This is a genomic window from Isoptericola halotolerans, assembly GCF_045689585.1.
Lineage (GTDB): Bacteria > Actinomycetota > Actinomycetes > Actinomycetales > Cellulomonadaceae > Isoptericola > Isoptericola halotolerans_B.
This window is the reverse complement of record NZ_CP140108.1, coordinates 2529442-2550671: the sequence shown is the minus strand read 5'-3', so window position 1 is coordinate 2550671 and position 21230 is coordinate 2529442. Positions and strand designations below refer to the sequence as shown.

The following is a 21230-nucleotide window of genomic DNA, read 5'->3' as shown; positions in this document are numbered from 1 at the left end:
AGCCTACGCCGTCGTCGGCCATGATGCGGACGCCCGTCTCGCGATGCGGACAAGAAGTCTCCCGGGAGGACAATACGCAGAACTCGTTGCCGTCCGGGTCCGCCAGGACCGTCCACGACACGTCGTCGGGCTGCCCGACGTCGATCACCGTGGCACCCAGCCGGACCAGTCGCTCGATCTCGGCGTCGCGGTCGTCGCTCGTGTGCGGCACGAAGTCCCGGTGCAACCGGTTCTTGCCGGACTTCTCGTGCTCGACCCGGACGAACACCATCCCGGGCGGCACCCTGCCGGGCTCGCGAGGCGCGGGCCTCACTCCGAGTACAGCACCTCGAAACGCTCGCAGACCACCGGGACCGACGGGTCGAACTCGTGGTCGGTGCCGGCGAGGGTGCGCCGCCAGTACCGCTCGTGCTGCTCGCGCCACGACTCCAGCGTGCGGTCGTCCTCGCCCTCGGCCCAGGCGTGCTCGGCGGTGACCTCGTCGAACGGCACCGTCTCGACCTCGGTGGTGCGGACCAGCGCCCGCGGGTCACCGGCACCGTCCAGCAGGATGGACAGGTCGCCGGCGCGCGGGAGCTGCTCGGAGGCGTCCTCGTACTCGACCACGAGCGACGCCGTCGCGGTCTTGGTCCCGGCGAGCACGAGGGCGAGGAGCTCGTCGGCGAGCTGCGGGTGGTCCCCGAACGCCCAGGCCGGCGGCGGCACCACGTTCTCCGACCGCTCGCCGACAGCGCCGCCGTGGCTCGTCCGCCCGGCGCTCGGGCGGGCGGTGTCCCAGAACCGCGTGATGCGGTCGGCCTGGTCGGTGTCCGCCAGGTGAGGTGCGCTGCCTGAGGTCCCGGCGCCCTGCGCCTCGTTCGTCGGTTCGGTCATGCGAGCCATCCTGCCAGGGCGGCACCGCGACGTCCCGCGCTGCGCCGGGTGAGCCCTGGAACGCACGCGCGGCCGCCACCCCGGGGTCGGGGTGGCGGCCGCACGCGTCGCTCGCGACAGGGGTGGCGTCAGCGAGCGGCGCTGCCCTCCTGGTAGTCGGAGTCAGCGGGCTTGATCCACGCGAACATCTTGCGGAGCTCGCGACCGGTCGTCTCGATGGGGTGCGCCTCACCCTTGGCGCGGAGCTCCTTGAACTCCTGGCCGCCGTTGTCCTGGTCGGCGATGAAGCGCTCGGCGAAGGCACCCGACTGGATGTCCGCGAGCACGGCCTTCATGTTCTCCTTCACCTCGGGCGAGATGACGCGGGGCCCGGAGACGTAGTCGCCGTACTCGGCGGTGTCGGAGACGGACCAGCGCTGCTTGGCGATACCGCCCTCGACCATGAGGTCGACGATGAGCTTGAGCTCGTGCAGCACCTCGAAGTAGGCGACCTCGGGCTGGTAGCCGGCCTCGGTGAGGGTCTCGAACCCGTACTGGACGAGCTGCGAGGCACCGCCGCAGAGCACGGCCTGCTCACCGAACAGGTCGGTCTCGGTCTCCTCGGTGAAGGTGGTCTTGATGCCACCGGCACGCAGGCCGCCGATGCCGGCGGCGTAGGACAGCGCGAGGTCCCAGGCCGAGCCGGAGGCGTCCTGCTCGACGGCGACGATCACGGGGACGCCGCGCCCGTCGACGTACTCGCGGCGCACGAGGTGGCCCGGGCCCTTGGGGGCGACCATGAGCACGTCGTGGCCGGCCTCGGGCTTGATGTAGCCGAAGCGGATGTTGAAGCCGTGCCCGAACACGAGCGCGGTGCCCTCGGTCAGGTTCGGGGCGATCTCGTCGCGGTACAGGTCACGCTGGACCTGGTCCGGGGCCAGGATGACGACGACGTCGGCCTCCTTGACGGCGTCGGCGACGGGCAGGACCTTGAGGCCCTCGTTCTCGGCCTTCTGCTGCGAGGACGAGCCGGCACGCAGGCCGACGCGGACGTCGACGCCGGAGTCGCGCAGGTTGAGCGCGTGGGCGTGGCCCTGGCTGCCGTAGCCGATGACCGCGACCTTGCGCTGCTGGATGATGGACAGGTCGGCGGCGTCCTCGTAGAACATCTCAGCCACGGTGGTGCTCCTCTTTCTCGGGTGGTTCGCGTCGGGGGGTGTCGGGTTGATGGTGCCAGGCCTCGGGCGGGAGGTGACGCGGCGTCTCAGGCGCTGCGCACCCGTTCCAGGGCCCGGTCGGTGATGGACCGCGACCCGCGCCCGACGGCGAGGGTCCCGGACTTGACGATCTCGCGGACCCCGAAGGGTTCGAGCGCGGTCAGCAGCGCGTCGAGCTTGGTGCTCGTCCCGGTCGCCTCGATGACGACCGTGTCCGGCACCACGTCCACGACATGGGCGCGGAACAGCTCGACGACCTCGAGGACGCCGGACCGCGTGGCGGCGTCGGCCTTGACCTTGACGAGCAGGAGCTCGCGCTGGACGGACACCTCGGCGTCGAGCTCCACGATCTTGATCACGTGCACGAGCTTGTTCAGCTGCTTGGTGACCTGCTCGAGCGGGTGCTCGTCGACGTCCACGACCACGGTGATCCGGGAGATCTCGTCGTGCTCGGTGGGGCCGACGGCCAGGGAGTGGATGTTGAAGGCACGGCGGGCGAAGAGGCCGGCGACGCGTGTCAGGACGCCGGGCTTGTTCTCCACCAGCACGGACAGCGTGTGTCGCGACATGGTTCAGTCCTCACTCAGTCTTCGCGTTCCCAGGCGGGCGAGATGCCGCGCGCGTACTGGATGTCGTCGTTGCTCACGCCGGCCGCGACCATGGGCCACACCATCGCGTCGCGCGAGACGTTGAAGTCGACGACGACGGGGCGGTCGTCGATCTCGTTCGCCCTCTTGATGGCGTCGTCCACCTCGGACTCGTGCTCGACGCGGATGCCGACGCAGCCGTAGGCCTCGGCCAGCTTGACGAAGTCGGGGATCCGCACGGTGCCGTGGCCGGTGTGCAGGTCGGTGTTGGAGTACCGCTCGTTGTAGAAGAGCGTCTGCCACTGGCGGACCATGCCGAGCGAGCTGTTGTTGATCAGCGCCACCTTGATGGGGATGTCGTTGATCGCGCAGGTCGCGAGCTCCTGGTTGGTCATCTGGAAGCAGCCGTCGCCGTCGATCGCCCACACGTCACGGTCGGGCTCGCCGACCTTGGCACCCATGGCCGCGGGCACCGAGAAGCCCATGGTGCCCAGGCCGCCGGAGTTGATCCACGTGTTCGGGCGCTCGTACCGGATGAACTGCGCCGCCCACATCTGGTGCTGGCCCACGCCGGCGACGTAGATGGCGTCGGGGCCGGCGATCTCGCCGAGCCGCGAGATCACGTGCTGCGGGGCGAGGTGCCCGTCCGCCGTCGAGGAGAAGCCCAGCGGGTAGGTCTCGCGCCACGTGTCGATCTGGTGCCACCACGCCTCGACGTCGGGCTTGCCCGTCCGCTCCTGCTCCGCCTGCAGCGCGGGCACCAGCTCCTCGATCACCTCACGCAGGTCCCCGACGATGGGGACGTCGACAGCGCGGTTCTTGCCGATCTCGGCGGGGTCGATGTCCGCGTGGATGACGGCGGCGTGCGGCGCGAAGCTGGACAGCTTGCCGGTGACGCGGTCGTCGAACCGGGCGCCGAGCGCCACGACGAGGTCCGCCTTCTGCAGAGCCGCGACGGCCGGCACCGTGCCGTGCATGCCGGGCATGCCCAGGTGCTGCGGGTGCGAGTCCGGCACGGAGCCACGGGCCATGAGCGTGGTGACGACCGCGGCACCCGAGGTGTCTACCAGGCGACGCAGCGCCGCCGAGGCACCCGACCGGATGACGCCACCGCCCACGTACAGCACCGGGCGGCGGGCCGTGGCGAGCAGCTTGGCGGCCTCGCGGACCTGCTTGGCGTGCGGCTTCGTCACCGGGTGGTAGCCGGGCAGCGCGAGCTCCTGCGGCCACGAGAACGTGGTGCGCTCCTGCATGGCGGACTTCGCGATGTCGACGAGCACGGGACCGGGGCGCCCGGTCGAGGCGATGTGGAACGCCTCGGCGATGGTGCGCGGGATCTCGTCCGGGTCGGTGACGAGGTAGGAGTGCTTGGTCACCGGCATCGTGATGCCGACGATGTCCGCCTCCTGGAAGGCGTCGGTCCCGATGGCCGGGGCGGCCACCTGCCCGGTGATCGCGACCATCGGGATGGAGTCCATGTTGGCGTCGGCGAGCGGTGTGACCAGGTTGGTCGCCCCCGGGCCCGACGTCGCCATGGTCACGCCGACCTTTCCGGTAGCGTGCGCGTAGCCGGAGGCCGCGTGGCCGCCGCCCTGCTCGTGACGCACGAGGATGTGGCGCAGCTTCGCCGAGTCCATCAACGGGTCGTAGGTCGGCAGGATCGCACCGCCGGGGATGCCGAAGACGTTCTCGACCCCGACGGCCTCGAGCGACCGGACGATCGACTGGGCGCCGGTGACCTGCTCGCCTACCACGCGGTCGACGCCGCGGGGCGCGGTACGTGCAGCCACCTGGGCTGGTGTCGGGTTCGGCTGGCCCATGGGGTCTCTCCTGCCGCTCGATCTGGGTTGATCCGGGGTATCTGTGCAACGAAAAACCCCCCGGTCCCGGGACGAGGGACTGACGAGGGGTGAGCGCGCTGACGAAAGCCTGTGCGGGGCCTCAGCCGGCGCGCTCAGGAAGTACTACGAGAAGAATCGTCTGCACGTGACGCACGTTACGCCGTCGGACGGTCGATGTCACGCCGTGGTCGAAGCGTCCCGCATGATGGACACGGGGGTGTCCGGGGCGTGACGGCGGTCACGGCTGCGACCCCACGGGCCCCTCGGCCGGCGCGGGATCGTCGTCGAACGCCGGCAGCCCGTCGATGCTGGTCAGGTTCTTGGCCCGGCGGTAGGCGACCTGACCGTCGGCACCCTTGCGGTCCATGAACGCGGGCAGGAGGTCGCGTTCGCCGGCGTGGTCGTAGAGCGGCACGCCGTACCCGCACGAGTCGGAGACCCGCTCGACGTCGACGACGATGACGGCCCGGGCCCCGCGCCGCTCGGTGAAGTGCTCCGCCAGGTCCGCGTACTCGTCGTCGTACAGGCTCACGACCCGCCCGCGGCCGTGCAGGCGCACGATGTTCGGCGGCCCCTCGAAGGCGCAGAACATCAGCGTGACCCGCCCGTTCTCCCGCAGGTGCGCGATCGTCTCCGCCCCGGACGCCGTGATGTCCAGGTAGGACACCGTGCGGTCGTCCAGCACCACGAACGAACCGTCGACGCCCTTCGGGGAGACGTTCACCCGGCCGTCACCGGACAGCGGCGCCGTCCCCACGAAGAACACGTGCTGGGCCTCGAGGAACGACCGCAGCCGGTCGTCGATGCGCTCATGAACCTTTCCCATGGGCCTACCCTGCCAGACGACCGGTGCCGGGCCCCGGTTCCCACCCGGACACCGCGTCCGGGCACCACCGGGCCGCGGCGCGGGCGAGCGCCGTCCGGTCGGGCTTGCGGCTGCGTCCGGCCACCGGGACGTGCGACGCGTGCAGCACGACGTCGGGCAGCGCGTCGTGGTCGAGCACGTCCGGCAGCGCGACCCGCAGCTGCGCGACGAGCGGGTGGTCCGCGTCGAGGGCCACCTCTCTCGGGCGACGCGCCGGTGACTGCGCCGAGGTGACGACCAGTGCGACCACCTCGTCGCCGTCGGTGCGGGGCAGGCCGACGAGCACGGCCTCGCCGACGCCGTCGAGCGCCGCGATCCGTGGCTCGAAGAGGCCGGGATAGATGTTCGTCGTCCCGCGGATGATCATGTCCCGCGTCCGGCCGACGAGCACGATGCGGCCGTCGGGCTCGAGGCGCGCGAGGTCACCGGTGCGGTGCTCGCGGGCACGTGCGGGAGCGCCCGCGGCGTCGAGGTCGTGCAGGTAGCCCGCCATGAGCGAGGGGCCGCCGAGCACGAGCTCACCGACGCCGTCCTCCGCGTCCTCGGCACGGCCCAGCCACGCCTCCACCCGGGGCAACGGACGGCCCACCAGGTCCCCGTCGCCGCCGAACGCGAGCTTGTCGTCCGCCTCGACGACAGCGACCGGCAGGATCTCCGTCATCCCGTAGACGCCGACCCAGCGGGTGCCGGGCAGGATCCGGGTGGCGCGCTCGAGCAGCGCCCGGGTCACCGGCGCTCCCCCGACCAGCGCCACCCGCGGTCCCCGGGCCGGCAGCCGCCCGTCCTCGACGGCGTCCAGCAGCGCGGTCACGTCCGCGGGCACGAGATAGGTCCCCGCGGCGTCGGCCAGGCACCGCCCGAACGCCACGACGTCCCGGCCCGGCGGGTCGGCGGGGACCGACCACGTCGCGCCGGCGAGCAGCGCGGGCATGCCCAGCAGCATCTGGTCGGTGTGCACCACGTCGCCGGGGGCGAGGTCGAAGACCTCGCGCAGCAGGTCGCACCCGGCCAGCAGCGAGCCCGCGCTGTGCACCACGGCGCGCGGCTGCGCCGTCGTGCCGGAGGTGAACACGACCAGCGCCTCGCGGTTTGGGTCGAGATCCGGCAGGGGGCCGGCGTCCGGGACCGTACGCGCCAGGGTCGCCGCCGACCGCGAGCCGCGCGGCACCCCCGGCAGCCACGTCCCGGCGTGCACGTGCCGGACGGGCAGCGTGGCGTAGTCCGGCAGCAAGACGCCCCGGGCGCGCGCGACGCGGCGCAGCGGGCCCCGCGAGACGGCGTAGAGCAGGGACTCGGTCATCGCGAGCGCCGGCCGGGCGGCGGCCACGCGCGCGGCGAACAGCTCCGGTGTCGACCCCGGGTCGACGAACACGACCGTCGCGCCGGCACGGACGGCACCTAGCGCCAGCACGACGCCCTGGGGGCGTGGGCGCACCGAGAACAGCGCCCGGTCGCCCGGGGCGAGCCCGTCGGCGGCGAGCGCCGCGGCGGTCGCCGTGATACGTCGTGCCAGGTCGCCGTACGTGACCTCCGCGCGCACCCGTGGGCCGCGTCGTCCGCCCCGGGCCCACCGCCGCAGCGCGACGTCATCGGCCCCGGGATGCCCGGTGGCCCCGCGGGCGAGGATCGGGTCGAGCAGGTGGGCACCGGTGGTCATGCGGCCTCCACGGTCAACGAGCGGTAGGCGGGGATGAGGACGCCGCGCGCCACCGACCGGTCCACGACCCGGAGGGCACGCCCCGCCACGGCGACGGACCGCAGGGCGTCCAGCACGGCGTCGACCTGCGCCAGGGCGAGCGGCATCCCGAGGCAGAAGTGCGGTCCGGCACCGAACCAGAGGTGCCGGACGGCGGCGTCGGCCGGTGTGCCCGGGTCGAACGGGCCGGCGTCGCGGCAGCACGAGATCGTCGCGACGACGACGCGGTCACCTGCGCGGACCCGCACCGTGCCCACGGCCGCGTCCGCGCGGACCGACCGGAGCATCGCCGGGGTGGGCGCCGTGACCCGCAGCGCCTCCTCGACCACCCGACCGCGCAGGGCGGCGCCTTCCGGTGTCGCCGGGTCCGCGGCCAGCAGCCGGTCGAGCCAGCCCGTGTCCGCGGCGAGCGCCACCAGGCGCGGGACGAAGGACTGGACGGTCTCGGTCCCGGTGAGCACGAAGGCGCCCACCGCTCCCAGCGCCTCCTCCTCCGACAGGCCCAGCTCACGCATCCGCCCCGGGACGGTGGCCGGGTCGCCGTCCCGGTAGGCGTCGCGCGCGGGCTCCGACAGCCGGGCGAGCACCGCCCGCGCGTGGCGTACCTGGGAGGGCGTCAGGCTGTGCCGGTGCAGGCGCACCAGGCCGACGACCGACTGGGCGGCGGTCATCGCCTCGCGCACGGCGGCGTCGGTCGGCGGCAACCCCGTCATCGCACAGATCACCGTCCCGGCGATGGTCGCCGTCTCCGCGACCAGGTCGACCCGCTCCCCCGCCAGCAGTCGCTCGGGCAGCGCCGCCAGGGCGGCCGGCACGCTCACCGCGACGAGCTCGCGCACGGTGCGCGGGGTGAACAGGCCGGCCAGCGTGCGGCGCAGCCGGCCGTGGTCGGTCCCCTCCATGTTGAGCAGCACGGAGGGGCCGAGCACCGGCGTCCACAGGTCCGACGGCGCTCCCGGGCCGACCTTGGAGAACCGGTCGGTGTCCAGCAGCACCTCCCGGGCGGTCGCGGCGTCCGAGACGACGACGCCGATCCCGGGGACCCGCACCACCGGACCGAGCCGCCGCAGCCCGCGGATCGCCGGGTAGGCCAGCGGGTGAGCCCCCCGCTGGACGCGTTCCTCCCACCGCAGGGCCGTCATCGGATGTCCACGACCTCGGGGCGGTATCGGTGGTCGGCGTACCAGCCGAGGGTGCGGACCAGGCCCCAGGCGTGGGCCCGCCGCGCGGAGGCGCGCACCACGACCTCGCGGTGCGCGCCGTACCGGGTCGTGAGGCGGCGGACGGCGTTGACGAGGGCACGGTCCTCGTGGAGGTCCTCGATGGCCGTGCGCGGGAAGCCCCCGGCCGCCTCGTACAGGGCCGCCGTGATCGCCATGTTGCACCCCGCCGCCATCACGTACGGACCCCGGTAGCCCGGGTCCTGGTTGCCGGGCCGGAACCGGCCGAACGTGCTCGCGACGACCACCGCCGCCGCCAGCACGGCCTGCTGGACGCGCGAGACCGGCCGGTCGTCGGTGCGCGGGACGAGGCGGCCGGCGACGAGGTCGTGCCCGGCGGCGAACGCGTCCCGGACGCGACGCGTCCAGTCGGGTGCGGGCAGGCAGTCGGCGTCGGTGCGCGCGAGGTGCGTCGCGCCGGCCGCGATCGCCGCCCGCATCCCCGTGTCGGCGGCGGCGCCGGTGCCCTTCTGCGCCTCGTCGACCACGCGCCACCGTGTCATGCCCCATACCTCCGCCGTGGCCCGCACGAGCTCGCCGGTCCCGTCCGACGAGCCGTTGTCCACGACGACCAGGTCGAAGTCCGGGTCCTGCTGGTCGCGCAGCGCGGCGAGGGTGGCGCCGACGCCGTGCACCTCGTCGCGAGCCGGGACGACCACGGCCAGACGGTACGAGGAGCGCGGTCCCGCCGGGGCGGACCGGGTCCGGCTCACAGCCGGACGACCGTCGCGCCGATGCTGATGCCGCCGGCGAGACCGACGAGCACCACCAGGTCGCCGGGTCCGACCCGGCACGTGTCCAGAGCGGTCCGGAGCTGCAGCGGCAGGGACGCCGAGGCCACGTTCCCGTGGTCGGCGACCGTGACGACGGTGCGCCCCGGTGGCAGGCCGAGCGCGACCTGGACGTCGTCGAGGTACGCGACCGCCACCTGGTGGACGGCGACCAGGGCGACGTCGTCCCAGGTGACGCCGGCCCGCTCCAGCGCCTGGTGGACGACGTCGGGCCCGAGGGCGAGGAACGCCTCGCGCAGCCGCGACCCGTCGATCTCGAAGTACGTCCGCTCGGGGTCGCGGGGGTGCGCGGTGCCGCCGCCGGGGAGCATCCCCACGTCCCAGCGCGTCGAGTCCGCGCCGAAGGCGCTGGCGAGGATCCCGCGCGGCGCCGGCCGGCCCTGCGCGTCCCGGGCGCCGGACTCCTCGGGCGTGGCACGACGGACGAGGACCGCCGCCCCGGCGTCGGAAATGGTGTACCCGGGCGCGGAGAGCAGGTAGGTGGCCCGGTCCGGCACGTCACGACGGACCCCGCGCGTGGGCGCCTCGCCGCAGGTGATCAGGACCGTGCGGTACCCGCCGGCCCCGACGAGCGCCTCGGCGACCTCGATCGCGTTCAGCACCGAGTTGCACGCGTTCTTGACGTCCATGACCGGCGCCCGCACGCCCAGCTTCGCCGCGACGATGTGGCTCGTCGCGGGTTCGATCATGTCCTGCGTCGCCGAGGCGAACAGCAGCAGGTCGACGTCGTCGGTGGCGAGGCCCTCCGCCGCGAGCAGCTTCCCGGCCGCGGCGACCGCGAGGTCCGACGCGTCCCACGAGTCGGGCAGGACGTGCACCCGGCGCACCCCGGTCAGTCGCGACACCAGGGGGACGCGGGGCACGGCACCGGGGTTGCGCGCGGCGAGCTCGAGCTCGGCGGCGCGCACGTCCACCGTGCGTTCCGGCAGGTGGACGCCGACGCCGGCGATCACCGCCGTCGTGGACGTCGGGCGAGGTGCGGTCCGGTCGGACGGCTGGGCGGTGACGGGCACCCGCGACAGGATAGTCGTGCCCCTGTCCGGTGATGCCGCCGTCCACAGGTCCGGCGCGGGTGGTCTCGGGGCGTGCACCACAATGGTCGGGTGACCCCGTACCCGACCGCTGCCCCGGGTCGACGGCGTCTGCTGCCGACGACCCGCCACGAGCTGCAGGTCCTCGCCGCCGCCCGGCCCGCGATGGCCGGGGTCCTCCTGGCGGGAGGCGCCCTCGCCGGCCCACGCCCGGGCGGTGCCGGCGGGCTCCGCCGGGTCCCCGGCCTCGGGTGGGTGACGGCGGACCCGACGGTCGGCCGGCGGGTCCTGACCGACCACCAGCACTTCACCCTCGTCGCGGAGGGCGGCGTCGGGCACCTGTGGGCGCAGATCCTCGGAGACTGGGTGCTCGACCTCTTCGACGGCCCCGGTCACCACGACCTGCGCGCCCGTTCGCGTGAGCTGTTCACCGAGGCGAACTCCGCGCGGCTCGTCGACACGGCCTGGAGCGACCCGCTGGGCCAGGCACGCTGCACGCTCGCTGCAGGCGGGCGCGTGGACATCGGTCGGCTCGCGCGGGTCCTCGTGGGGCGGATGATGATCTCGCTGCTCGGCATCCCCGCACAGGGCGACCCCGGTCAGCCACCGAGCGCCGCGGAGGCGCACGCCGCCTTCACCACCGGGGAGCGGCTGGCCGCCATCGCGCTCGGTAGCGCCGGATCGACCGCCCTGTCACCCGGGCAGGTCGCGGCGGCGCGAGCCATCGTGGCCGAGCTGACCCGCGGTGTCCCCGACGGGTGGCGGGACGCGTCGCCGGACCACCTGCTCGGGCGGTGCCGAGAGATCGGCCTCGGCCTGGCCGAGACGACCGGCCTCGCGAGTCTCCTCCTCGTCGCCGGCACCGAGACGTCCGCGTCCGCGATGACCCGCACGGCAGCGCTCCTCGTCGACACCGGTGAGCAGCACCTCCTGCTGGGCCGGCTCGCCGCCGAGCGCGAGCAGCCCTCCGAACGCGCGGCCGGCGAGCCGGACGTCGTCGAGAACGCGGTCCGTGAGGGGCTCCGCGTGACGAGCCCTGCCTCGGTCATCGGTCGCGGCGTGTCGGCAGACGTCGATGTCGCCGGCCGCACGCTGCGCGCAGGTGAGCGCATCCTCGTCCTCACCTGGGCGGCGAACGTCGCCGCCGGACCGTTCCGCGCCGACCGGCCGTACGCTCCCCAGACGCGCCAGCTGTGGTTCGGCGCGGGACGTCACCTGTGTCTCGGGGCGGCGCTCGCCCGCGCGGAGATCGCGGCCCTGCTGCACGCGCTGTGGGACGACGGCGTGCCGCTGACGATCTCCTCCCGGCGCGCCACTCGGCGCGCCCTCGTCCCCGGGTACGACCGCCTGGTCGTCACGCGCGCCTGACGGTTCCGGGGCGTTCGCGGTCCCCGACAGGTGGTGGGTTCGACGTCCCCCCGGTCAGCGCTCAGCAGCCTCCTGCCAGGTGCAGACGCAGGCCTCGTTGCCCTCGGCGTCCGCCAGTACCCACCAGGCGGGCGCGAACTCGTCGGTGACGATCCGTCCGCCTGCGGCCACGGCGTCGGCGACCCGCTGCTCGGCGACGCCGGGGCCGACGTAGACGTCGAGATGGATCCGGTTGCGCTGCTCGCGGGGTGCGTCCATCTGCTGGAACCACACCGTGGGCAGCGCGCCGGACGGGTCGACGAGAGCCGGTGCGGCGTCGTCGGCGTCGCCGCCGGTCGTCTCCTGGTAGCCGAGCACGGCCCGCCAGAAGGGCTGCACGGCCCGGCCGTCGAGCACGTCGATGCCGACGGTGATCCCGGTCGGCGCCGCCGGGTCCGCCGTGACGTCGAGCTCCCGGGCCGCCTGTGAGACCTGCACCGCGAGCGCCTCGTCCCGCTCGCTGAGCCCTCCGACGTCGTGCGACGTCAGCCGCACGGTCACCGTGCCGTAGCGCAGGTCGACGTCCGGGTGGTGGTTCGCGGCCTCGGCCAGCTCGCCGATCGCCTCGACGAGCTGCACCCCCGTGGTGAAGCTGCCCGTTCGGAAGACCGCGGTCGCCCGCTCGTCGGCCGTCACCCGCCAGTCGTCGGTGCCGTCGGCCGCCTGGAAGTCGGCGGCGCTGATTCGATCGCTCATGGGTCACACCTCCGCGTCCCACGCTAGGGCCGGCGTCCGACGCCCGCCGAACCGGTCACCGGGGTGCCGGTCCCGGCGTGCCGCCACCTCAGCCGAGCACCGCACCGCGCGAGGCGGACTGCACCAGCTTCGTGTACTTGGCCAGCACGCCCCGGGTGTAGCCGTGCGGCACGGGCTGCCAGCCCGAGGCGCGACGGGCCGCGAGCTCCTCGTCGCCCACGAGGACGTCGAGGGTCTTGGCCGCCACGTCGAGACGGATCCGGTCGCCGTCGTGCACGAACGCGATCGGGCCGCCGTCGACGGCTTCGGGGGCGATGTGCCCGACGCACAGCCCGGTGGTCCCGCCGGAGAACCGGCCGTCGGTGATGAGCAGGACGTCCTTGCCGAGCCCGGCGCCCTTGATCGCGCCGGTGATCGCGAGCATCTCGCGCATGCCCGGCCCGCCCTTCGGACCCTCGTAGCGGATGACGACGACGTCCCCGGCCTGGATCGTGCCGTCCTCGAGCGCGTCGAGCGCGCCGCGCTCGCGCTCGAACACGCGCGCCGTGCCCTCGAAGACGTCCGAGTCGAAGCCCGCGCTCTTGACGACGGCGCCGTCCGGGGCGAGCGAGCCGTGCAGGATGGTGATCCCGCCGGTCGGGTGGATCGGCTCCGCGAGCGCCCGCAGGATCTTGCCGTCCGGGTCCGGCGGGTCGATCTCGGCCAGGTTCTCGCGCACGGTGCGGCCCGTGACCGTCAGGCAGTCGCCGTGCAGCAGCCCGGCGTCGAGCAGCGCCTTCATGATGACCGGCACGCCGCCGATGCGGTCGACGTCGTTCATCACGTAGCGCCCGAACGGCTTGAGGTCGCCCAGGTGCGGCACCCGGCTCGCGACCCGGTCGAAGTCCTCGAGCGTGAGGTCGACCTCGGCCTCGTGGGCGATGGCCAGCAGGTGCAGCACGGCGTTGGTCGAGCCGCCGAACGCCATGACGACGGCGATCGCGTTCTCGAACGCCTCCTTCGTCATGATGTCGCGGGCGGTGATCCCGCGGCGCAGCATCTCCACGACCGCCTCTCCGGAGGCGTGGGCGAACGTGTCGCGACGCCGGTCGGCCGACGGCGGGGCGGCGGACCCTGGCAGGGACATGCCCATGGCCTCGGCGGCGGAAGCCATCGTGTTGGCGGTGTACATCCCGCCGCACGCACCCTCGCCGGGGCAGATCGCCCGTTCGATGCGGTCCACGTCCTCGCGGCTCATGAGCCCGCGCGAGCACGCGCCGACCGCCTCGAAGGCGTCGATGATCGTGACGTCCTTCTCCATGCCGTCCGAGAGCTTCACCCAGCCCGGCATGATGGAGCCCGCATAGAGGAACACGCTGGCCAGGTCGAGGCGAGCGGCGGCCATGAGCATCCCGGGCAGCGACTTGTCGCAGCCGGCGAGCAGCACCGATCCGTCGAGACGCTCGGCCTGCATGACCGTCTCGACGGAGTCGGCGATGACGTCGCGGCTCACGAGCGAGAAGTGCATCCCCTCGTGCCCCATCGAGATGCCGTCCGAGACGGAGATGGTGCCGAACTCCAGCGGGAAGCCCCCGCCCGCGTGCACTCCGTTCTTCACCGCGCCCGCCAGGCGGTCGAGCGACAGGTTGCACGGGGTGATCTCGTTCCAGGAGCTCGCCACCCCGATCTGCGGCTTGGCGAAGTCGTCGTCACCGAGCCCGACGGCGCGGAGCATGCCGCGCGCGGCGGTCGCCTCCAGACCGTCGGTGACCTGGCGGGAACGGGGCTTGATGTCGGGTGTGGTCCGGGCGGCAGCAGCGTCGGCACTCATGCGCCCAGGCTAGGCCCGACGACGGCCCTCGGCCGTGCGGACCTGCCGACACCCCTTGTTCTTGCCCCGGCCGACCGACCCGGCGCGTCAGGACAGGACCGGCCGCGTCCAGATCCGCGCCACGGACCGGACGGTCCCGGACGCGAAGGGTCTCGTCTCGCCCGTCGGACCGTAGCCCATCGCGCGCCAGAACGGTTCCGCGACCTCGCGGTTCCTGTCGACGACGGCGAGCCGGAGCGTCGTGACCTCCGGCCATGTCGCCACCCGCTCCTCCACCGCACGGTGCAGCGCGCGGCCGACCCCTCGCCGGTGCCGCGTCGCCGCCGTCTGGAGCAGCCCGACGTGCGCGTGCTCCACGGTCGGCCAGCCGCGGATCACGTCGGCGAGCGCGACCAGGTCGGCGCCGTCGGACAGCCCGAGGACGTGCTTCGCCGTCGCCGGGACCCCCGGCGGACGCTCGGTGAGCACGACCAGCGCGTCGGACGCCTCGGGCTGCCGGCCGGCGACGCGCCGGCAGTACCCGCCGTCGTCGGCGAAGAGCCGCTGGACGATGTCGGCGTCGTCCGCACAGAGGTCGACGACCCGCACGGTCAGCGGCGCGTGACCAGGGAGACGTCCCGCACGGCGCCGCGGTCGGCCGACGTCGCCATCGCGGCGTAGGCCTGCAGGGCGGGCGAGACGTAGCGGTCCCGGTCGACCGGCTGCCACGGGTTCTCCGAGGCCTCCATCTTGGCTCGGCGCTCGGCGAGCACGGCGTCGGGGACGTTGAGCCTGATGGCGCGCGAGTCGACGTCGATCTCGATCTCGTCGCCGTCCTCGACCAGACCGATGAGCCCACCGGCCGCCGCCTCCGGGGAGACGTGGCCGATCGAGATGCCGCTCGACCCGCCGGAGAACCGGCCGTCGGTGATGAGGGCGCAGACCTTGCCGAGCCCCCGGCCCTTGATGAACGAGGTGGGGTACAGCATCTCCTGCATGCCCGGACCGCCCGCGGGGCCCTCGTAGCGCACCACGACGACGTGCCCGGGCTCGACCTGCTTGGTGAGGATCTTCTCCACGGCGTCCTCCTGCGACTCGCACACGAGGGCCTTGCCGACGAAGTGGAAGACGTCCGGGTCCACCCCGGCCGTCTTGAACACGGCGCCGTCCTCGGCGAGGTTGCCGCGCAGCACCGCGAGGCCGCCCTCGACGGTGTACGCGTGCTCGAGGTCGCGGATGCAGCCCTCGGCCGCGTCGGTGTCCAAGGACTCCCAGCGGTTCCGGGTGGAGAACGCCTGCGTGGTGCGCACCCCGCCCGGGGCTGCGTGAAAGAGCCCCAGCGCCGTGGGCGTGGCTTTGCCGGACCGGATGTCCCAGTCGTCCAGCCAGCCCTCGAGGGTCGGGGTGTGCACGCTGGTCACGTCGGTCTCGAGAAGGTCGGCGCGGCGCAGCTCGCCCAGGAGCGCGGGGATGCCACCGGCCCGGTGGACGTCCTCCATGTGGTAGTCCGGGTGGTTGGGGGCCACCTTGCTGAGGCACGGCACGCGACGGCTGATGTCCTCGATGTCGGTGAGCGTGAAGTCGATCTCGCCCTCCTGCGCGGCGGCCAGCACGTGCAGGACGGTGTTGGTCGAGCCGCCCATGGCGACGTCGAGCGCCATCGCGTTGTGGAACGCCGCCTTGGTCGCGATGCCGCGCGGCGCCGCGGAGTCGTCCTCGTCGTCGTAGTACCGCTTCGCCAGGTCGACGATGGTCCGCCCGGCCTCGAGGAACAGCTCCTTGCGGGCGGCGTGGGTGGCCAGCGTGGACCCGTTGCCGGGCAGCGACAGCCCGAGCGCCTCGGTGAGGCAGTTCATGGAGTTGGCGGTGAACATGCCCGAGCAGGAGCCGCACGTGGGGCACGCCGCCTCCTCGACCTTCGCCAGCGTCTCGTCCGAGACGTTGTCGTCCGCCGAGTAGTTGATCGCGTTGATGAGGTTGAGGCTGGTCTTGGCGACGCCGTCGGCCACGATCGCCTTGCCGGCCTCCATCGGCCCTCCGGAGACGAAGACGACCGGGATGTTGAGCCGCAGCGCCGCGTTGAGCATCCCCGGGGTGATCTTGTCGCAGTTCGAGATGCACACCAGCGCGTCCGCGCAGTGCGCGTTGACCATGTACTCGACCGAGTCCGCGATGAGGTCCCGGCTCGGCAGCGAGTAGAGCATGCCGCCGTGGCCCATCGCGATGCCGTCGTCCACGGCGATCGTGTTGAACTCCTTGGCGACCCCGCCGGCCTCCTGGATCGCGCCGGCCACCAGGTCGCCCATGTCCTTGAGGTGGACGTGCCCCGGGACGAACTGCGTGTACGAGTTCGCGATCGCGACGATCGGCTTCCCGAAGTCCTCGGACCCCATGCCGGTCGCGCGCCATAGGGCGCGGGCGCCGGACATGTTGCGGCCGTGGGTGGACGTGCGAGAACGCAGGGGGCGGCTCATGTCACTCCTTCAAGACGGGGCGCGCATGCCGCGAGCGGCACGCTCGCGCAGCGTACGCCGTCGCTCGTCGGAGCGGCACACCCGTCCCGCGACGTGGGCATACGGGATGCCCCTCATCGGGTCCACCAGGTGGACAGATCCGTGCGCATAAACGCTCCACCTTGCACCGGACGCTGGCCACCGCTTCCCCGAGGTGCTGAGGATGCAGGTGCCCACCACCGAGACGAACGAGGACGAGACGATGACGGCCACGACCTCCGCACCGACCAGCCCCGCCGACGCCGGGACGTCGGCGTCCGGCGCCGCGGCCCGCCGTGCGCTCGCCTCCTGCCGCCTCCTGCTCTCCGTCGTGTTCCTGTGGCTGGTGGCCGACAAGGCGTTCGGCCTGGGTTACGCCACCCCGCCCGAGGCGGCCTGGTTGACCACCGGGACGTCGCCGACGGCGGGCTACCTGGAGCACGTCGCCGCTCCGCTGTCCGGGACGTTCGCGACGCTGTCCGGTCCCGTGACCGACATCCTGTTCATGCTCGGCATGCTGGGCACCGGGTTCGCCCTGCTCCTGGGCGTCGGGATGCGGCCCGCAGTGGCCGCCGGTGGCCTGCTCATGCTTTCCCTGTGGCTGTCGACGTGGCCGTTCGCCGCCGGGTCGTACAACCCGCTCGTCGACGAGCACGTCGTGTACATCGTCCTGCTGGTGACGCTGGCCCTGACCCGTGCGGGCGACACGTGGGGGCTCGGCCCCGCCTGGGCAGCCTCACCGGTGCCCGGGGCGAGCAGCTGGCTGCGCTGAGCGCTCCGCCGGAGGCGGCTGTCACGCACCGGCGGTCCGGACCCCCTCCGCCTCGTCGGCGGCCCGGACGTGCCGCACCACCCACGGCGCGACCGCCCGGACCAGCCCCACCACCACGAGCGGCGCGACGAGCGAGCCGAGGTTGGTCCCCATGTAGAACAGCGAGAACCCCGACTCGCGTCGCGGGTCGTCGCGGTCGTACAGCTCGCCCACCGTCGCGGACACGTTGGGCTTGAGGAGTCCCGTGCCGAGCGGCGCGCACCGACGACCCGGTCCGCCAGCCACCCGCCGACGATGGACAGCAGGTAGACCGAGCTGCCGTACACCGACGCGATGAGCGGGACCGCCCGCCGGCGGCCGCGACGACGCGCTCATGGGCAGACTCTGGCGCCGGAGCACCGGACCTGCGACCGGGCGGCCGGCCCGGCCGACGACGAGCCGCGGCCCGGGTGCCGGACTACGGTGGACCGGTGCCCTCGACCGTGCTGTGGTTCCGCCGCGACCTGCGCCTCGCCGACAACCCCGCCCTGCTGGCCGCCGTCGAGACGGCCCGCCAGGACGGCAGCGACGTCGTCGGGCTCTACGTCCTCGACGACGCCCTGTGGTCGCGGGCCGGCCGCAACCGGCTCGCCTACCTCCTCGACGCGTTGCGCGCGCTCGACGAGACCTGCGACGGCGCACTCGTCGTCCGGCACGGCGACCCGCGCGCCGTCGTGCCCGAGATCGCCCGCGAGGCCGGCGCCCGGGAGGTCCACGTCGCCGCCAGCCACGAGCCGTACGGGCGGCGACGTGACGACGCGGTTGCCGAGGCGCTCGCGGAGGACGGCGGGCGGCTCGTCGTGACCGGTTCTGCCTACGCCGTCTCCCCCGGTCGGCTCCGCACCGGCGGCGGCACGCCGTACCGGGTCTTCACCCCGTTCCGGCGGGCCTGGCTGGAGCACGGGTGGCGGGCGCCCGCGGCGCGCCCACGGTCGATCCCGTGGGCGTCGCTGCCCGCCGACGACCTGCCCGCCCCGCCGGCCACCGAGGCGCGGCTGCCCCGGGCCGGCGAGGCGGCCGCGCGGCGCCGGTGGCACGCCTTCCTCGACGACGGGCTCGCCGGCTACGACGAGCGGCGCGACCGGCCGGACCTGGCCGGCACCTCGGCGATGTCCGTCCACCTGCGTTGGGGCGAGGTCCACCCGCGCACCCTGCTCGCCGACCTCGCCACCGCGGCGTCCGACGGCGCACCCGCCGACGACGTCGCCTCGTTCCGTTCCGAGCTGGCGTGGCGAGAGTTCCACGCGGACGTCCTGCACCACCAGCCGGCGTCCCGCACCCGTTCGTTGCGCACCGTCGTGCCGGAGGAGTCGTGGGCGCGGGGCGCGCAGGAGGACGAGCGCCTCGCCGCGTGGACGGCCGGTCGCACCGGCTACCCGATCGTGGACGCGGGCATGCGCCAGCTCCTGGCCACGGGATGGATGCACAACCGGGTGCGCATGGTCGTCGCGTCCTTCCTCGTCAAGGACCTGCACGTGCGCTGGCAACGAGGTGCCGCGCACTTCATGGAGCACCTGGTCGACGGCGACGTGTCACAGAACCAGCTGAACTGGCAGTGGGTGGCCGGCACCGGGTACGACGCGGCCCCGTACTTCCGCATCTTCAACCCGGTCACGCAGGGCACGAAGTTCGACCCGGACGGCGAGTACGTCCGCCGGTGGGTCCCCGAGCTCCGCGACGTCCCGGTCGCCCGCGTGCAGGAGCCCTGGCGGCTCGACCAGCCCCCGGCCGGCTACCCCGCGCCGCTCGTCGACCACGCCGTCGAGCGGCGCGTCGCCCTCGACGACTTCCAGCGGGCACCACGCTGAAGGTGGCGCGCCGTGACCTGATGGTGGGACGTCAGCGCTGGTGGTCGCGGAACTCGTCCTCGAGGACGCTCATCACGATCGCGTCCGCCCACGTGGCGCCGTCCCGGTAGACCTCTCGCAGGCGCCCCTCCTCGACGAAGCCGAGCGAGGCGTACAACGCCTTGGCCCGCGGGTTGATGCTGAGCACGTCGAGGCTCACGCGATGCAGGTGGGGACCGTTGTCGCCCGGCACACCGTCGAAGGCGAACCGCAGCACCTCCTCGATGGCCTCCCGTCCGTACCCCCGGCCCCGGTAGTCCGGCAGCATCTGCAGGCGCAGGTTCGCGCTGCGGGCGGCCGTGTCCAGGTCGTTGAGGACGATCTCGCCGATCAGCTCGTCGCTGACCAGCTCGCCGTCCCGCACGGCGCCCGGGGTGATCGCCCAGTCGTAGCGGCCGTCGCGCTCGGAGACCGTGGCGGCCCACTCGTCGACCTGCTCCCGCGAGAAGGTCGCGGTCGTGCCCGTCAGGCGCATGCCCTCCGGGTCGTGCAAGGACTCCCAGAGCCGGTCCGCGTCCCGCGCCTCGATCGGACGCAGACGCATCATCTCCCCGGCGAGGAGGGGGCCCCTCACGCGCCGATCCTCTCCAGCACGAGCTCGCGCACGCGCTTGGCGTCGGCCTGCCCCTTCGTGGCCTTCATGACGGCGCCGATGATGGCGCCGACCGGTCCCTGGTTGCCACCGCGGACCTTCTCCACGACATCGGGCTGCGCGGCGAGCGCCTCGTCGATGGCGGCCAGCAACGCGCCGTCGTCCGAGACGATCTCCAGCCCGCGCGCCACGACGACCGCCTCGGGCTCGCCCTCACCGGCGAGCACGCCGTCGAGGACCTGGCGGGCGATCTTGTCGTTGATCCGCCCCTTGTCCACGAGGCGCTGCAGCTCGCCGATCTGCGCGGGGGTGATCGACAGCTCGGCCAGGTCGAGGTCCGCCTCCTTGGCGCGACGGGCCAGCTCGCCCATCCACCACTTGCGGGCCGCCGCCGGGCTGGACCCGGCGGCCACCGTCGCCTCGATGAGCTCGATCGCCCCGGCGTTGACCACGTCACGCATCTCGGCGTCGGCGAACCCCCACTCGGTCTGCAGCCGACGACGGCGCGCCTGCGGCAGCTCGGGCAGGGTCGCGCGGATCTCCTCGACCCACTCGCGCGACGGCTCGACCGGCACCAGGTCGGGCTCCGGGAAGTAGCGGTAGTCCTCGGCGTCGGATTTCACCCGGCCGGACGTGGTGGTGCCCGTGTCCTCGTGCCAGTGGCGGGTCTCCTGGACGATGGTCTCGCCGGCGTCGAGGGCGCCCGCCTGGCGGGAGATCTCGTGCCGGACGACGCGTTCGACCGACCGGAAGGAGTTGACGTTCTTCGTCTCGGTGCGCGTGCCCAGCTCGTCCTGCGGGGTGGGGCGCAACGACACGTTGACGTCGGCACGGACGTTGCCGCGCTCCATCTTGGCCTCGGACACGTCGAGGACACGGAAGATGTCGCGCAGCGCCTGGACGTAGGCGCGGGCGACCTCGGGTGCGCGGTCGCCCACGCCGGTGATCGGCCGGGTGACGATCTCCACGAGCGGGATCCCGGCCCGGTTGTAGTCCACGAGCGAGTACTCCGCGCCGTGGATGCGACCGGTGGAGCCGCCGACGTGGGTGTTCTTGCCCGCGTCCTCCTCCATGTGCGCCCGCTCGATCTCGACCCTGTGGATCGTGCCGTCCTCGAGCTCGACGTCGAGCCAGCCGTCGAACGCGATCGGCTCGTCGTACTGAGAGGTCTGGAAGTTCTTCGGCACGTCCGGGTAGAAGTAGTTCTTCCGGGCGAAGCGGCACGACTCCGCGATCTGGCAGTTGAGCGCCAGACCGATGCGGATCGCGTACTCCACCGCTGTGCCGTTGACCACCGGCAGCGCGCCGGGCAGACCGAGGCTCACCGGCGTCGTCTGGGTGTTGGGTTCCGCGCCGAACGAGGCCTCGGCCGGGCAGAACATCTTCGTGCGGGTACCGAGCTCGACGTGCACCTCGATGCCGAGCACCGGGTCGTACCGGCGGACCGCGTCGGCGTAGTCGACCATCTGGGTCACAGTCATCTCCTTCGTGGGTCC

The 21230-nt window shown here is 73.3% G+C and carries 19 protein-coding genes and 1 pseudogene; 3 read left to right on the top strand and 17 right to left on the bottom strand.

Translation table 11 applies throughout. The features are described 5' to 3' along the window. Nucleotides 1-58 precede the first annotated feature (58 nt). The 10 genes and pseudogenes from UQW22_RS11770 to UQW22_RS11725 all read right to left on the bottom strand — a co-directional run. Nucleotides 59-343, bottom strand: a pseudogene (locus UQW22_RS11770) (VOC family protein); the annotation flags it as partial. Continuing rightward, on the bottom strand, nucleotides 310-873 hold the full coding sequence (locus tag UQW22_RS11765) for an ASCH domain-containing protein (RefSeq protein ID WP_407317160.1): 564 nt from the start codon (nucleotides 871-873) through the stop codon (nucleotides 310-312). The gene UQW22_RS11765 and the pseudogene UQW22_RS11770, both read right to left, overlap by 34 nt. A 128-nt stretch (nucleotides 874-1001) precedes the next feature. After that, a complete protein-coding gene (gene ilvC, locus UQW22_RS11760; RefSeq protein WP_407317159.1) occupies nucleotides 1002-2030 on the bottom strand; it encodes a ketol-acid reductoisomerase in 1029 nt (342 codons plus the stop codon). 86 nt (nucleotides 2031-2116) lie between these two features. Next, the gene (gene ilvN, locus UQW22_RS11755) at nucleotides 2117-2638 is read right to left on the bottom strand and encodes an acetolactate synthase small subunit (protein ID WP_407317158.1); all 522 of its coding nucleotides are present in this window, start codon (nucleotides 2636-2638) and stop codon (nucleotides 2117-2119) included. Nucleotides 2639-2652: 14 nt separating this feature from the next. After that, the gene (locus UQW22_RS11750; protein ID WP_407317157.1) at nucleotides 2653-4476 is read right to left on the bottom strand and encodes an acetolactate synthase large subunit; all 1824 of its coding nucleotides are present in this window, start codon (nucleotides 4474-4476) and stop codon (nucleotides 2653-2655) included. A gap of 259 nt (nucleotides 4477-4735) precedes the next feature. Further along, nucleotides 4736-5323, bottom strand: a complete 588-nt coding sequence (locus UQW22_RS11745) for a pyridoxamine 5'-phosphate oxidase family protein (protein WP_407317156.1) — start codon at nucleotides 5321-5323, stop codon at nucleotides 4736-4738. Between the two features lie 4 nt (nucleotides 5324-5327). Further along, nucleotides 5328-7019 (bottom strand): class I adenylate-forming enzyme family protein, encoded by a 1692-nt coding sequence (locus UQW22_RS11740; protein ID WP_407317155.1) that lies wholly within the window; start codon nucleotides 7017-7019, stop codon nucleotides 5328-5330. Further along, nucleotides 7016-8200 carry a cytochrome P450 gene (locus tag UQW22_RS11735; protein WP_407317154.1) on the bottom strand — a complete coding sequence of 395 codons (1185 nt, stop codon included), beginning with the start codon at nucleotides 8198-8200 and terminating at the stop codon, nucleotides 7016-7018. The genes UQW22_RS11740 and UQW22_RS11735 overlap by 4 nt, the downstream gene beginning before the upstream one ends. Beyond that, nucleotides 8197-8937, bottom strand: coding sequence for a glycosyltransferase (locus UQW22_RS11730; protein WP_407317153.1), 741 nt, complete (start codon nucleotides 8935-8937; stop codon nucleotides 8197-8199). The genes UQW22_RS11735 and UQW22_RS11730 overlap by 4 nt, the downstream gene beginning before the upstream one ends. 50 nt (nucleotides 8938-8987) lie before the next feature. After that, nucleotides 8988-10082 carry a 3-oxoacyl-ACP synthase III family protein gene (locus UQW22_RS11725; protein ID WP_407317152.1) on the bottom strand — a complete coding sequence of 365 codons (1095 nt, stop codon included), beginning with the start codon at nucleotides 10080-10082 and terminating at the stop codon, nucleotides 8988-8990. A 90-nt stretch (nucleotides 10083-10172) separates the two neighbouring features. Between UQW22_RS11725 and UQW22_RS11720 the strand changes: the two genes are divergently transcribed. Further along, nucleotides 10173-11468 carry a cytochrome P450 gene (locus tag UQW22_RS11720; RefSeq protein WP_407317151.1) on the top strand — a complete coding sequence of 432 codons (1296 nt, stop codon included), beginning with the start codon at nucleotides 10173-10175 and terminating at the stop codon, nucleotides 11466-11468. A gap of 54 nt (nucleotides 11469-11522) precedes the next feature. Here UQW22_RS11720 and UQW22_RS11715 read toward each other — a convergent pair whose 3' ends face one another. The 4 genes from UQW22_RS11715 to ilvD (UQW22_RS11700) form a co-directional block, all read right to left on the bottom strand. Next, the gene (locus UQW22_RS11715) at nucleotides 11523-12203 is read right to left on the bottom strand and encodes a VOC family protein (protein WP_407317150.1); all 681 of its coding nucleotides are present in this window, start codon (nucleotides 12201-12203) and stop codon (nucleotides 11523-11525) included. An 88-nt stretch (nucleotides 12204-12291) separates the two neighbouring features. Beyond that, nucleotides 12292-14013: a dihydroxy-acid dehydratase gene (gene ilvD, locus UQW22_RS11710; RefSeq protein WP_407317149.1), complete on the bottom strand. Its 1722-nt coding sequence runs from the start codon at nucleotides 14011-14013 to the stop codon at nucleotides 12292-12294. Between the two features lie 87 nt (nucleotides 14014-14100). Beyond that, on the bottom strand, nucleotides 14101-14601 hold the full coding sequence (locus tag UQW22_RS11705) for a GNAT family N-acetyltransferase (RefSeq protein ID WP_407317148.1): 501 nt from the start codon (nucleotides 14599-14601) through the stop codon (nucleotides 14101-14103). Between the two features lie 2 nt (nucleotides 14602-14603). Further along, a complete protein-coding gene (gene ilvD, locus UQW22_RS11700; RefSeq protein ID WP_407317147.1) occupies nucleotides 14604-16466 on the bottom strand; it encodes a dihydroxy-acid dehydratase in 1863 nt (620 codons plus the stop codon). A 202-nt stretch (nucleotides 16467-16668) separates the two neighbouring features. Between ilvD (UQW22_RS11700) and UQW22_RS11695 the strand changes: the two genes are divergently transcribed. Then, nucleotides 16669-17256 (top strand): DoxX family protein, encoded by a 588-nt coding sequence (locus tag UQW22_RS11695; RefSeq protein WP_407317146.1) that lies wholly within the window; start codon nucleotides 16669-16671, stop codon nucleotides 17254-17256. A 21-nt stretch (nucleotides 17257-17277) separates the two neighbouring features. Here the strand turns inward: UQW22_RS11695 and UQW22_RS11690 are convergent, their stop codons facing one another. Next, a complete protein-coding gene (locus tag UQW22_RS11690; protein ID WP_407317145.1) occupies nucleotides 17278-17541 on the bottom strand; it encodes a hypothetical protein in 264 nt (87 codons plus the stop codon). Nucleotides 17542-17726: 185 nt separating this feature from the next. On the opposite strand from UQW22_RS11690, the gene UQW22_RS11685 reads away from it, so the two are divergent. After that, nucleotides 17727-19103, top strand: coding sequence for a cryptochrome/photolyase family protein (locus UQW22_RS11685; protein ID WP_407317144.1), 1377 nt, complete (start codon nucleotides 17727-17729; stop codon nucleotides 19101-19103). A 31-nt stretch (nucleotides 19104-19134) separates the two neighbouring features. Here the strand turns inward: UQW22_RS11685 and UQW22_RS11680 are convergent, their stop codons facing one another. After that, complete coding sequence (locus UQW22_RS11680) at nucleotides 19135-19689, bottom strand: GNAT family N-acetyltransferase (RefSeq protein ID WP_407320803.1); 555 nt, start codon at nucleotides 19687-19689, stop codon at nucleotides 19135-19137. A gap of 23 nt (nucleotides 19690-19712) precedes the next feature. Continuing rightward, the gene (gatB, locus tag UQW22_RS11675; protein ID WP_407317143.1) at nucleotides 19713-21215 is read right to left on the bottom strand and encodes an Asp-tRNA(Asn)/Glu-tRNA(Gln) amidotransferase subunit GatB; all 1503 of its coding nucleotides are present in this window, start codon (nucleotides 21213-21215) and stop codon (nucleotides 19713-19715) included. Nucleotides 21216-21230 lie beyond the last annotated feature (15 nt).

Coding starts and splice junctions, on each gene's coding strand:
- UQW22_RS11765 (WP_407317160.1), bottom strand. CDS start 873: ATGACCGAACCGACGAACGAGGCGCAGGGCGCCGGGACCTCAGGCAGC.
- ilvN (WP_407317158.1), bottom strand. CDS start 2,638: ATGTCGCGACACACGCTGTCCGTGCTGGTGGAGAACAAGCCCGGCGTC.
- UQW22_RS11750 (WP_407317157.1), bottom strand. CDS start 4,476: ATGGGCCAGCCGAACCCGACACCAGCCCAGGTGGCTGCACGTACCGCG.
- UQW22_RS11745 (WP_407317156.1), bottom strand. CDS start 5,323: ATGGGAAAGGTTCATGAGCGCATCGACGACCGGCTGCGGTCGTTCCTC.
- UQW22_RS11740 (WP_407317155.1), bottom strand. CDS start 7,019: ATGACCACCGGTGCCCACCTGCTCGACCCGATCCTCGCCCGCGGGGCC.
- UQW22_RS11735 (WP_407317154.1), bottom strand. CDS start 8,200: ATGACGGCCCTGCGGTGGGAGGAACGCGTCCAGCGGGGGGCTCACCCG.
- UQW22_RS11715 (WP_407317150.1), bottom strand. CDS start 12,203: ATGAGCGATCGAATCAGCGCCGCCGACTTCCAGGCGGCCGACGGCACC.
- ilvD (WP_407317149.1), bottom strand. CDS start 14,013: ATGAGTGCCGACGCTGCTGCCGCCCGGACCACACCCGACATCAAGCCC.
- ilvD (WP_407317147.1), bottom strand. CDS start 16,466: ATGAGCCGCCCCCTGCGTTCTCGCACGTCCACCCACGGCCGCAACATG.
- UQW22_RS11695 (WP_407317146.1), top strand. CDS start 16,669: ATGCAGGTGCCCACCACCGAGACGAACGAGGACGAGACGATGACGGCC.
- UQW22_RS11680 (WP_407320803.1), bottom strand. CDS start 19,689: ATGATGCGTCTGCGTCCGATCGAGGCGCGGGACGCGGACCGGCTCTGG.
- gatB (WP_407317143.1), bottom strand. CDS start 21,215: ATGACTGTGACCCAGATGGTCGACTACGCCGACGCGGTCCGCCGGTAC.